The organism is Nocardia sp. NPDC050175 (assembly GCF_044459885.1).
GTDB lineage: Bacteria > Actinomycetota > Actinomycetes > Mycobacteriales > Mycobacteriaceae > Nocardia.
The window spans coordinates 105,448-117,446 of sequence record NZ_JBITJI010000016.1; the positions used below are offsets into that span (position 1 = coordinate 105,448).

Sequence of the window (11,999 nt, forward strand, 5' to 3'; positions counted from 1 at the left end):
TCGCGATCAATTCGACTGTCCCGACGATGATTTCGCGCGTCGCCTGCCGACTCCCGCCCACGCGGCGATCGCGGTCGCCCAGCGCCGATTGTTGGTGAACTCGGAAATCTCGCGGCGGTTGATCAGGATGTAGATCTCGCCGACCGTGGTGGTCTGCAGGATCAGCGGCTTGCCCGCGTTCAGCAGACCGCCCATGAATCTGCCGTAGAGCGGGGTGAATTCGCGGCGCAGCGAGACGATGGCCGCGCGCGAGAGGATCAGATCCCCGGCGACGCTCCAGTCGGACAGCACCAGCCCGGCGTCGCCGAGTTCGATGCGACCGCGCCGCGGGAACAGCGCACGCTGGCTGACCATGCAGGCCGCCTTGTCGGCGGCGGTGTGCTGGCGCAGTTCGTCCACGGTGGCGGCGATGTAGCTTGCACGTCGCACCACATCCGTCATCACGACAACCTCCCGGCTCAATGGCAAGCACTACCGAGAATTGTCTTGCCATCTGCGGTTTTGCACATCGCTCCGCCGACCCCCTTCTGTCTCCCCCTCCAGAACTACGTCCGGGCGCACCTCTCCCCCTCGAGGAGGACACCGGGTCGCCCGGAGTTACCCGAATACGCGGGTTATGGCTGCGTGTAGAGGAAGGCGGTGGAGCTGTAGTCGGCTTGTTCGTCGTTGACCGGGCCGTGCTCGATGCCGAATCGCAGGCTCGAACGGTAGCCGACGGCGTCGGCGAGCATGAGGCGATAGGCGGTGGCGCAGTAGTCCGGGCACCGGTCGTCGGTCATCCGGACGGTGGGCTGGCCGGTGAGCGGCAGGGTGTAGCGCTTGCCGTAGTCGAAGAACCAGCCGCCCTCGTAGAAGTCCTCGGTGCCGGTGCCGTGCAGTTGCGGGGTGGTCGAGCCGTCGACGTAGACCTTCTCGTCGCCCTCCATGAACACCGCGTCTTTGCCCATCGCCGTGTCGACGTGGCGACCGCTCATGGCGTGGCTGACGCCGACGAACTTGCCGGTGCCGGTCATCGTGGCGAAGGGCCAGTCGACGCCCGGTGTAGTCGGGCCGGAATGCGACCGGGTACTGAAATACCCCGCCTGCCCGCTGCTCAAGGCCGGGCCCCACTGCGCGTCGGGAGCTATGACCACCTCGGCATCGATGCCACTGATCGGGCTGCCGGTGTTGTTGCGCAGCGTCACCGCGGCATCGCGGGCGAACGGCATGGGCCACCACGACGAGAGCCAGCCGCCCGGTTCCGCGTTCGATGAGAACAGCAACGACCGCACGTCGACCGGACCCAGTCCAGCGCCGAAGAACTCGCCGACCGGCGAATCGACCATGTCGTGACCGTCGAATCGAATCTGCAGGCGCACACCGGTGGTGTCCGTCCCGGCGGGCAGCCGCAAGCGCAGCGCCGAAATACTGCCCGGCCCAGCCGCTTTGGCAATCTCTACCGCGTTGTCCGCGGGAACCTCCACCGTGCGAGTCTGCGTCCGAGCGCCGAGGGCCACGGGCTTCGGATCCCGCTTGCCCGCGCCCAAGAGCGTGGCCAGCACGTCGAGTGCCAGGTCGCCGCGGTCGAAGGTCCGCACGCCATCGGAGTTCGGGAAGTGCCGGAAGGTGACGTGGTAGTAATCCACCGGGTTCGACACGCTGACCCGCATCGAATTCCGATACGGCATAGGCACTTTGATGTACACGCCGCCCGGCGACTGCTTGGCGTTCGCCACCAGCGGGAACGCGAACGGTGGGCCGTAGGCGCCGTCGACCACCGATTGCAGCGGCTCGTCGAGGATGACCTTGCCGTCCAGTTCGATCCGGATGTTGCCGAGTGCGGTGACGTCGCCCCGATTGATGGTGAACCAGATCGAGTCGATCTCGCCGGATCCGTCGTCCTGGGCGACCACACAGCGGGGCCCGTCGTGGTCGATGCAGCCACCGGTCCAGTCCTTGTTGCCGCCGCTGCGGTCGTAGCTGGAGTACTGCTGCGCCTGCACCGCGCCACTCAGATACGGCAACGCGTCCAACCGCCGATAGGTGTCCCACCCATACACCGCCGCAGGCACGCCCGCCGTGTCCGCGAGCACCGCGGCGGGCTGCGCGACCGCCACCGCGGGCGCCGTCAGCAGTGCCACGCCGAGTGCCATCGCCACCCGGACCAGCAAGGCCCTTGCCCGAAATCCGCGATCGACCAGCACGCCAGACGTCTCCTTCGAGTGAGGGAATGATGGTCATTCATCGGGTGGCTATCTCCCGGTATTCGGACCCGCGGTCGTCCCGGATGGGTGTTTCGTCGCGGCGGCCGCGAACAGGACAAAGGGCGCGCCTGGGCGTCGTCAGTCGGTGTCGTGCCACTGTTTCAGGTGGTTACGCCCCTAGGCTGACGAGATCGACACCAACTTCTCACGCGGCACCTTCCTGCGGAGCGCACTCGGCATCGGCCTGACCGGCTGGGCGTTGGCCGGTCTGCCCGGCCCGTCCGGCGCTCGGGTCGCGCGCGCCGAGCCGACGCCGCTACCGACCAGCCGCATTGCGGCGGGTGTGGATTGGAGCAAGCTCGACCAGCGCGTGCGTGGTCGCGTCTTCCTGGCCGAGGACGCGGAGTACCCGACGGCGAAGCAGATCTTCAACACCCGGTTCGACGACGAGAAGCCGACCGCCGTCGTGCGCGCCGACACGGTCGACGACGTTGCCGCCGCGGTCGCCTTCGCCGCCGAGCACGAGTTGATCATGTCGGCCCGCGCGGGTGGCCATTCGTATGTTGGCGCCTCGTCGGCGACCGGGGCGATGATCATCGACCTGCGCAAGCTGTCCGGGGTGACCTATCGCGACGGCGAAGCTGTTGTCGCGCCGGGCATGACGCTGAACGCGGTGTACCGCGAGCTCGACCGGTTCGGGCAGACGCTGCCGACCGGGATGTGCCCGATGGTCGGCATCGCCGGGCTCACCCTCGGTGGTGGCCTCGGGTTCGAGTCCCGCCGCTACGGGCTGACCTGCGACCGGCTCGCGGCCGCGTCGATGGTGCTGCCCGACGGCACGGTGACCGAGGTTTCGCCGACCTCGCGGCCGGATCTGTTCTGGGCCGTCCGCGGTGGCGGCTCCCATCTCGGCGTGGTCACCTCACTCACCTATCGTACCTGCCCGGCGACACCGAAAGACGTTGTCCAACTGGCCTTTCCCGGTGAGCTCGCGGCTCAGGTGATCGCCGGATGGTCGACCTGGCTCGCTACCGCCGATCCCGCCGAGTGGGCCTGCGTCAGCGTGGACGCGGACGGGAAGGGCGGGCTGAAATGCTGGATGCAGCTGGTCTGCCCGGCCAAGGAGGGCATCAGGGCCGCGGTCGCGTTGATGGCCGCCACCGCGAAACCGATCAACGTGGAGTACCGCAGCCTGAGCCACATGGACACGGTCATGTATCTCGCGGGCGGCAACGCCACCCAGCCGCGCGCCACCTTCACCTGCGGCTCCGACGTGGTCACCGAACTCTCCGACGACGCCATCGCCGCGATCATCGAGGCGATCACCGCGCACTCCAGGGCGGGCGGCACCGGCTGGGTCCAGATCAACACGCTCGACGGCGCGGTCCGCGACACCCTCCCCGCCGACACCGCCTTCCCGTGGCGCGAGCACGCCGCCCTGGTGGAATGGGGTAATTACCAACAGATCCCGCATGAACAGGTCGCCGCGTGGATCGCCGAGGCACATCACCTGATCGCCCCGTACTCCGCGGGCGCTTACGTCAATTACCTCGAATCCGGCGACCCGATGGAGCGCTACTACGCGCACAACTACCCACTACTCGACGAGACCCGCCGAAAGGTGGACCCGCAGAATCGAATACACACGGTGCTGGTCAGCTGAGCTGGGCCGAACGGACGAGTATCGCGCGGGCGTAGAGGAGTTGGAAGCCGAGCTTCTGGACGTTCTGCTGCGACTTCGAGCCGGGGAGGGTGGTGACCACGGCGAGGTCGCAGCCCGCGGCCGCGGCGGCGGCCAGGCGGGCCGACAGGAGTGCGGCCTGGACGCCGCGCCGACGGAACGCCGGAAGGGTTGCCGCGCCACAGAATTGGGCGACACCGTCGGCGAGGCGCAGGCTGCCACCGCCGACGGCGACACCGTCGATGCGGGCGAGCGAGCCGGAAAAGCCGGTGGCCGAGGCGATGTCGCGAATCGAGTTGTCGAGGGCGTCGCGGGGAAACTCCTCGTGGGAAGCGACGCCCTGGGTGTCGGGCGTGGCGAAACCGTCGGCGACGACGTTCAGCCAGGTGTCGAACTCGTCGGGAGCTACGGCCGAGATCTTCACTTCGGCAGCGGAATTCGCCTGTCTGCCCGGGGCGAGTCGCAGACCGAGCACGTTCTCGAAGCCGGTCAGCAGGTAGCCGCGGCGGGTCAGGCGTTCGGCCACGGCGGGATCGGCGAGGGTCGAGACCTCGAATTGGACCGGGGCTTCGCGTTCGGCGAAAGCCGCCTCCACCGCGTCCAACGCGCTGTCGTCGAAGTCGTCGCCCATGCCGACGCCGACCACCTTGCCGAGGGGTGAGTTCGGACCGGCCCACACGGCCGAGCCGCTGCCGATGGGCCGCACGAGCACCCGTGGCTCCCGCTGTGCGGCGGCGCGGGCGCCCTCTTCCATCAGCGACCGTTCGACGCGCTCGATGCGGGCCGCGAGGTCCGTTCCCGCGAACAAGGTGGATTCAGGCGACATGAATGCATTCCTACCAGGGCGAACCGGCCGGGCGACAATCCTTTTCCGGCCTCAGGCCTCGGCCTGGCACACCGGCGACGTCGCCTCGAATTCGGTGACGCTGCTGAGTCCGACCACCGAGGCGAGCACGCCGACGCCCGCGATCGGAATCAGGTCGAGGGTGAGCAGCGGCACCATGGTGCTGATCGCCAGCACCACCGGGCTCCACCACGGCAGTCGGCCGGCCCGGACGAGCAGCGCGGTCAGCACGATCAGGCCGAGGAAGAACAGCAGCGGCCCTACCGTGTAGAACGCCGGGCGGACACCGGGAATGGCCGAGAATTCGTGGCTCAGCCTGGACATATCGGCCTTGTCCGTGGCCAGCGCGGCGAACACGATATCCGCGCAGAACTGAACGATCGTCGCGGCCAACCCGATCAGGGTGACGATTACCGTGCCGCTCCGCCATTTACCGCGCGGCAGAAGACGTTCCATACCGAGCACCGCGGGGACGAACAACACCATGCCGATGAGGCCGACGATATGCGCTGCCTGCCAATCGATGCCGGGCCCGTACCGGCCATCGGCCAAACCGAACAGCCGAATGACGCCATATCCGGAGAAGAACAGCGGTGCGGAGATCAGTAGCACTCCAGGGGATTTCACAGTTCCAAGCCTGGCAGGGTGAAAGGCGTGGGGCCTCCGGGAAAACCCTGGCTTCGGACGGAAAGCGCGGGTCGACGCCATCAGGGTGTCGACCCGCGCGGCGTTCGCGATCCACACCTAGCTACGGCTGCGGCAGCGGCGGGGATTCCGGGAAGGTGATCGGGAGGGCGGTCATCGCGCGGTGGAAAGGTCCGGGGCGCCAGGTCAATTCGCTGGGCGGGACCGCGAGGCGGATCTCGGGTAGCGCGTCGAGTAGCTGGTCGATGGCGTCCTGGGCGATCAGATAGGCCAGCGAGCTGGCCGGGCAGACGTGCGGGCCCGCACCCCAGGACAGGTGCGAGCGATTGCCCGCGAACTGGTTTGCGCTGATCTCGGGATCGGTATTGCAGGCGGCCATGCTGATGACGACCGGCTGGTGCGCGGGTAACCAGAGGTCGTCGATCAGGATCGGCTGGCGCGGGAAGCTGATGCAGAAATTCGCCATCGGCGGATCGTTGAACAGCACCTCGTCGAGCGCGTCCCTGGTCGACAGGCTGCCACCGAGCACGCTGCCGCCGAAACGCTCGTCGCTGAGGATCAGCAGCAGGGTGTTGACGATCAGATTCTGCTGCGGCTCGATGCCCGCGCCGTACAGCGTGGCCAGCTGGTGCACCATTTCGGTGTCGCTCAGTTCGGCGTGGTGCCGCAGCATGCGCGTGGTGACATCGTCGCCGGGCGCGGCGCGCTTGAGCTGGATCAGCTCCTGCAGCGCACCGATCAGCATCTTGTTGCCCTCGGCGGCGTCCACGCCCTCGAAGATCGCCGCGAAACCGGTCGCGGCCTGCCGCGCGATCTCGGCCGGGCAACCGAGCATCGCGTTCAGCACCGCGAAGGCGAGCGGAAACGCGTACTGGCGAACCAGATCCGCCGATCCGTCCGCGCAGAACGCATTGATCAGCGGTATCGCGACTTCCGCGACGGTGTCGTGCAGGCGGTACTGATCGACCTTGTCCAGGCCGGCCGTATTGGTCTGCCGATAACGGGCATGCTCGGCGCCCGCATTGCGCAACGCGTTCGGCCGCCATTGCATCATCGGCAGCACCGGACAATCCGTGGCGACGCTCTGCTGCCAGATACGCGGATCGGCCGGAAAATGGCTGGGATCATTGAAGATCCGCACCGCGGTGTAATACCCGATCACCAACGTCGCAGGCACCCCCGCCGCCAATTCCACCGGCACCAGCGATCCGTACTGTTCGCGCATGGCCCGATAGGCACCATGCGGATCCGCCGCGAATTCCGGTGAATACAGCGACACCCGAGGACCGTCGGTATCGATCGGCGAACCAGGCGAGGCAGGCACGCCCCGGCTGTGCGCAGGGGGCGGTGGCATCGTCATCGCGGAAACTCCAGGCGGTCGGGCAACAAACTCCGTGAGCCTATGCAGCCGGTGGAACGCGCGTATCGAAAATCCGCTCGGTCGAGCCGGAATACCTTTCCCGCCACTCCGGCAACATGTTTGCCACCGATTCGCTCCAATGGTTCTATGAGCCAACGACACCTGGTGACGGGATTGGCATCCGATTTGCCGCGCAGAGCTGTTTGGCCGGCGAAGGGAGCTGTGTCTCGATGCGTGCGGGTGAACCACGTCGGTATCGCTGGGGAATCAGCCTGACCGTGGCGCTGGCGGTCTCGGGAATGGTTGCGGCCGTGCCCGCTTTCGCGGAGGTCGTCGAGGACGGCAGCGTCGCGCCGGCGGGGGCCAATGATTGGACGTGCGTTCCGAATGCGAAACGGCCGGAACCGGTGGTGCTCGTGCATGGGACGTGGGGCAATCAGAACTCCTGGGATACGTTGGCTCCGGAGTTGAAAGCGCTGGGGGTGTGCGTATTTTCGCTCAATTACGGGCATGCGCCGTTCAGTGTTCGCGGTGCGGCTCCCGGGGTGTTCGGCACTGCGGATATTCGCGCGTCCGCCAAAGAGCTGGCGGCGTTCATCGAGCGGGTGCGCGGCGTCACGGGTGCGGCGAAGGTCGATATCGTCGCGCATTCGCAGGGCGCGCCGCTGACGCGGCAGTATCTGCGGTTCGACGGGGGTGCCAATCGCGGCGATCCGAGCCGCAACAAGGTCGATCACCTCGTCACTATTGCCGGGACCAACCACGGCACCACGGCCGATGGACTCGGCTTTCTCCTGCCTTCGGGGAGCGCGTCCGGGATTTCGGACGGCGTGATCGCCAGGGTGCTGGGCACTTCGGCGGCGCAACAGTTGACGGGTAGCGAATTCATCCGCACCCTCAACGCGGGCGGGGATACCGAACCCGGCGTGCAGTACACGGCGATCGCGACCCGCGTCGATCACGTCGTCACGCCGCCCGAGGCGACCTTCCTGCGTGCGGGGCGCGATGCCACCGTCGAGAATCTATGGGTGCAAGACCTATGCCCCACCGACACGTTTCACCACGGCATCTTGCCGGATTCCCCCGCTGTTGGTTACCTGGTGCATCGAGCGCTCGGCCTGCCTTTCGCCGGCGATCCATGCCCCGTGCCCAGTGCCGAACAGCCGAATCAGTCACCCTGACCTGCTGTGGGCGGCCGCTGCGACCACCCCCAACGCGAGGGGTCGAAACCAAACCAAAAATATGCTTTGAGCAGGGGAAACGCCCAATAGACAGGTATCACCCACCAGCGCATCATGATCTTTACGTCCGGTGCCGTTTGTCGGGGGAACGTCAAAGGAAACCCGCACGGATTGGAAAGACCATGTTTATCAAGAAGTTGGTGGCGACCGCGATATTCGCCATAGCGGCCACCGGAATCACGATGGCGACGGCACACGGCGAAGCGGAATTGGCCGATATCAGCGTCAGCGGAATGGACGGCTCGGTCGGCTACACGACGACGCTCGCGGCCGATCATTCACAAGCCCTGGTCACCTTGGCCGCCGGCAGATTCGTCCTGACGCCGGATGCGGTTCAGGTGGTCGCGGACGACGGTGCCGTCATCGGCGCGATCCCCACGACACTGCGGGCCGAGACGGGCCAAACCATGTCCGTCACACCGGCATTGACCAGTGATACCGCGCTGACCCTCACTCCGGTGGGTGGCCCGACGGTCGCCGCGACCAGCTCGCAGGACCTGCCGTTCGTGCACACCGTCGGCGGTGGCGGCGCGATCCTCGCGGGCGCGTTCGTCGGCTGCCTGGTCGGCATTCTGATCGGAATCTGGTTCTTCTTGGTCGGCGCCATCTTCGGCTGCGCCATCGGTGCGGCCATCGGCGGATTCATCGGCGCGGTTTCGTGATCCACGGGTGACGAAGCCCCACGAGAGATGAGGAAACGAAAGGCCCGCGCTCATGCCGAGCGCGGGCCTTTTCATGCGCGACCGCTAAACGCAGTATTCGCAGGTTCCGTTGGCGGGCAATTGAATAAAGCACTGGGAACACACCGCCGGACGGGTCGGCTGCGGCTTGATTTCGACCTGCGCGACAACGCTCGGCGCGCGGCGCCCGGCCACCTTGGGCGTGAGCGGCGGGACCGCCATGTCGGCGGGCATTGCGGCACCGTGGAATTCGTAGCACTGCCAGCGGGCGTAGGCGGCGTGCAGTTCGAGGTCGGCCGGGATCGGCAGCCCGGCGAGTTCGAGCACGTACTTGTAGGTGTCGCCGACCGTGTGGTTCTCCCGCACGCAGAGCGCGGTGAGCGGCGGCTCCCCGGCCTTGTGGCAGCGGCGCGCGATCTTGCGCAGGATGGCATCCATCCAGGTGCGGGTCGGCGCCCCGGTGTGCACGCCGGACACCTCCTGCACCCGCTCGGCCAGCTCTTCCACCGTGATGAAATGCCCGTACCCCGTGGCGATCTCGGACAGCTCCCCGTGCGCGGCCAGCGCCCAGGCCACCGTCGCCTCCCGCAACGACACCGCGGCGCCGTCACCCGCCCGCCATGCTCCCGCCGTCGTGGGTACCGAATTGCTGATCACCTGATCAAGTTATCGCGCGAGGCCATGAAAAGACCAATGCCCAACACGTACTCGAGTGATCTCGGCGGCATCTCGATCCACCCTTGACCATGCATACGTACGGCCGTATGTTTAACTGGTGACTACAGATACAGGCCAAGACACAACAAGAGATCCGCGAGTGCGCGATGTCGGCGAGGTTCGGACGACGCATCTGTTCGACGTCGTCGTCGACTTGAACCCGCCGCTGGACATGGGCGTCGGCCCGTACGGTCGGCGGATTCTTTTCGGCGCGGCGAGCGGGTCGTTCGCGGGACCGAAACTGCACGGCGAAGTGGTGCCAGGTGGCGGCGACTGGACGTTGTTTCGTCCCGACCGGGGGATGACGGTAGATGTCCGGCTCACCCTCCGCACGCACGACGACGCATTGATCCATATGTCATACGGGGGACGGTGGATTGTCCCACCCGAACTTCAGACCGATATCGTCGATCCCGTCGAAAGTCGTCGGATCGACCCAGCGCGCTATTACTTTCGAACCGCACCTCTATTTGAAACCGGGTCAGATAAATACGCTTGGTTGAACGATATCGTGTGCGTTGGATCGGGATATCTGATCGAAGGTGGGGTTGCTTATAAAGTTTCTCAGGTTCTCTAGAAATCGACGATATAGATGCCGAATTCGTACACACCTTTACAGGCCGTGCCAACCGAGGGTCAGCGCGGCGGCGCAGGCGGGAGGGGAGCCCTCGGGGGCGGCGGACCGTGCTCGACCCGCCGGCACGCGCAACGCGATCCACGCATGACCGCATAATTTCTATTATGCGCAGAAGATATCAAAGCCAGGGATTCGTCATTATTGAATCCCTGGCTTAACTCTGTTTATAGAATGGCTAACCTATCCGTCATTCGCTAATCGCCTAGCCTACACTTTCGGCTGGGAAGTGGGAATCCGAACCGGCAAGCGTGACCGATACGTTATATGCCGAAGCCCGCTTCCGGTGGCCGTTTCGGCCCTCGATAGACGATTATCACGACCGACGGAGAAAGTTGCCTCATCTTGAGATCGATCAATCCACGCCGTGCCCGACGTTGGATATTCCCCAGTGCAGCCACCACGCTCGTCCTCGCGACCGTCATCGGCTTGACCGTCACCATCGGCCCGGTCAGCGCGGAACCCACCGCGGACGGCCTGGACGACGCGATCACCGACACCCTCGCGACTCAACCAACCCCTAAGTCCGCGACCAGCGACAAGCCCCCGGTCATCGACCGCATCCGCAGCGACGGCGAATGGGTCTTCGGCGCCGCGACCGTGCCGCAGGACACGGAGAGCGAGGAAACGCCGAAATCCACGCTATATGTCGCGAAACTCGACGACGAGGGCGAGTGGTCGGTCGCGCTGGAAGGCACGCCCGAGTTCGGCAGCATGGTCAGCGAGGCCCCGGAATCGGTGGTGAGCGGCGGCGAGAAGGCGGCTTTGACTGCGCCGCAACCACGTTCGGCGAACACCGCGCTGTCCCTGCCGTGGAAACAGGGTCAAGCCTGGTTCATGGGTGGCGGACCGCACGGCATCAGCGGCGAGAGCCGACCGTACAACTCGGTGGACTTCAACGGCGGTGACGGCCGCGTGATGGCTCCCGCGGCGGGCCGGGTCTACAAGACCTGCGTGCGCAATGGCAGCGCCGAGGTGAAGATCGTGCACAACAACGGTTACACCACCTCCTATTACCACATGACCGACATCATCGGCGCCGCCGACGGCACCGAGATCGCGGCGGGTACTTACCTGGGCCACACCGGTACCCAGCTGCCGTGCGGCGGGTTCGCCAGCGGGGCGCATGTGCACATGTCGCTCTACAAGGGCTCGCAGCCGGTGCCCGTCAACGGTGTGACGCTCGGCGGCTGGACCTTCCACGAAGGTCCCGAGGCCTACGGCGGCTACGCCGAGCACGAGGGTCAGCAGGTGCGCACCGGCGGCAGGTTGACCAACTTCGGCGGCGGGGACAATACGCCGCCCACCCCGACGGACCCGAAACCGCCGACCAATCCCAAGCCGACGGACCCGAAGCCACCGACGAACCCCAAGCCGACCGATCCCAAGCCGCCGACGAACCCCAAGCCGACCGATCCGAAACCTCCCACGAACCCGAAACCGACCGACCCCAAACCCAATCCGACGCTGGCCAAGGGCACCGTTCGCCCCTATCCCGACCGCAATCGGAACGTCAACCTGAGATCCGGTCCTGGCACGCGGAATTCGGTCGTCGGCACGGTCCGCAACGGCGACGTCGTGACGATCACCTGCACGGCCCGTGGTGAGCGGCTCAACGGCAAGTGGGGCGCCACCGATCTGTGGAACAAACTCGACAACGGCAAGTGGGTCAGCGACGGCTTCCTCGAAACCGGAAGCAATGGACCGGTAGCGCCCGCCTGCCAGCAGAACGAAACGCCGAAGCCGCCCCGCGGGACGGACGGCGGCAAGCCGAACAGCGAAGAAACGGACGAAGAAATGCCTGACGATGGTTGGACCGAAGATGAATGGCCTGGCGATTGGGCCGACGGCGATTGGACGGACAGCTGGTGGACAGAATGACGGATGAGCCGCGGCCGAACGGCTGATCCGACCGGTTCGGTGGAGGCGTCCGGCCTCCACCGAACCGGTTCTTTATCGAAACGATCCGTAGGCGAACAAGCCCAACGATGCGGAGAGGTGCTACAGTCGGCCT

Annotated in this window: 11 protein-coding genes; 5 read left to right on the top strand and 6 right to left on the bottom strand. The window is 66.1% G+C overall.

Going from position 1 to position 11,999, the window contains the following annotated elements:
• Nucleotides 1-6 precede the first annotated feature (6 nt).
• Entirely contained in the window at nt 7-441 is a 435-nt protein-coding gene (locus ACIBK2_RS39050) for a hypothetical protein (RefSeq protein ID WP_396975122.1), read from the bottom strand.
• Nucleotides 442-614: 173 nt separating this feature from the next.
• Nucleotides 615-2,183: a glycoside hydrolase family 172 protein gene (locus ACIBK2_RS39055; protein WP_396975124.1), complete on the bottom strand. Its 1,569-nt coding sequence runs from the start codon at nt 2,181-2,183 to the stop codon at nt 615-617.
• A 259-nt stretch (nt 2,184-2,442) separates the two neighbouring features.
• Between ACIBK2_RS39055 and ACIBK2_RS39060 the strand changes: the two genes are divergently transcribed.
• A complete protein-coding gene (locus ACIBK2_RS39060) occupies nt 2,443-3,846 on the top strand; it encodes an FAD-binding protein (protein ID WP_396975126.1) in 1,404 nt (467 codons plus the stop codon).
• Here the strand turns inward: ACIBK2_RS39060 and ACIBK2_RS39065 are convergent.
• From ACIBK2_RS39065 to ACIBK2_RS39075, 3 genes are all read right to left on the bottom strand, one after another.
• Nucleotides 3,839-4,690: a GNAT family N-acetyltransferase gene (locus tag ACIBK2_RS39065; protein WP_396975128.1), complete on the bottom strand. Its 852-nt coding sequence runs from the start codon at nt 4,688-4,690 to the stop codon at nt 3,839-3,841. The genes ACIBK2_RS39060 and ACIBK2_RS39065 overlap by 8 nt on opposite strands.
• Nucleotides 4,691-4,741: 51 nt before the next feature.
• The gene (locus tag ACIBK2_RS39070) at nt 4,742-5,335 is read right to left on the bottom strand and encodes a hypothetical protein (RefSeq protein ID WP_396975130.1); all 594 of its coding nucleotides are present in this window, start codon (nt 5,333-5,335) and stop codon (nt 4,742-4,744) included.
• Nucleotides 5,336-5,456: 121 nt separating this feature from the next.
• Nucleotides 5,457-6,713 (bottom strand): cytochrome P450, encoded by a 1,257-nt coding sequence (locus ACIBK2_RS39075; protein ID WP_396975132.1) that lies wholly within the window; start codon nt 6,711-6,713, stop codon nt 5,457-5,459.
• Nucleotides 6,714-6,829: 116 nt separating this feature from the next.
• Between ACIBK2_RS39075 and ACIBK2_RS39080 the strand changes: the two genes are divergently transcribed.
• Entirely contained in the window at nt 6,830-7,894 is a 1,065-nt protein-coding gene (locus ACIBK2_RS39080) for an esterase/lipase family protein (protein ID WP_396975134.1), read from the top strand.
• A 182-nt stretch (nt 7,895-8,076) separates the two neighbouring features.
• Nucleotides 8,077-8,616, top strand: a complete 540-nt coding sequence (locus ACIBK2_RS39085; protein ID WP_396975135.1) for a hypothetical protein — start codon at nt 8,077-8,079, stop codon at nt 8,614-8,616.
• Nucleotides 8,617-8,700: 84 nt separating this feature from the next.
• Here ACIBK2_RS39085 and ACIBK2_RS39090 read toward each other — a convergent pair whose 3' ends face one another.
• Entirely contained in the window at nt 8,701-9,291 is a 591-nt protein-coding gene (locus ACIBK2_RS39090; protein WP_396975136.1) for a hypothetical protein, read from the bottom strand.
• A gap of 160 nt (nt 9,292-9,451) precedes the next feature.
• On the opposite strand from ACIBK2_RS39090, the gene ACIBK2_RS39095 reads away from it, so the two are divergent.
• Both ACIBK2_RS39095 and ACIBK2_RS39100 read left to right on the top strand, forming a co-directional pair.
• Nucleotides 9,452-9,928 carry a DUF3237 domain-containing protein gene (locus ACIBK2_RS39095; RefSeq protein ID WP_396975138.1) on the top strand — a complete coding sequence of 159 codons (477 nt, stop codon included), beginning with the start codon at nt 9,452-9,454 and terminating at the stop codon, nt 9,926-9,928.
• 486 nt (nt 9,929-10,414) lie between these two features.
• On the top strand, nt 10,415-11,866 hold the full coding sequence (locus ACIBK2_RS39100) for a peptidoglycan DD-metalloendopeptidase family protein (RefSeq protein WP_396975139.1): 1,452 nt from the start codon (nt 10,415-10,417) through the stop codon (nt 11,864-11,866).
• The last annotated feature ends 133 nt before the right edge of the window (nt 11,867-11,999 follow it).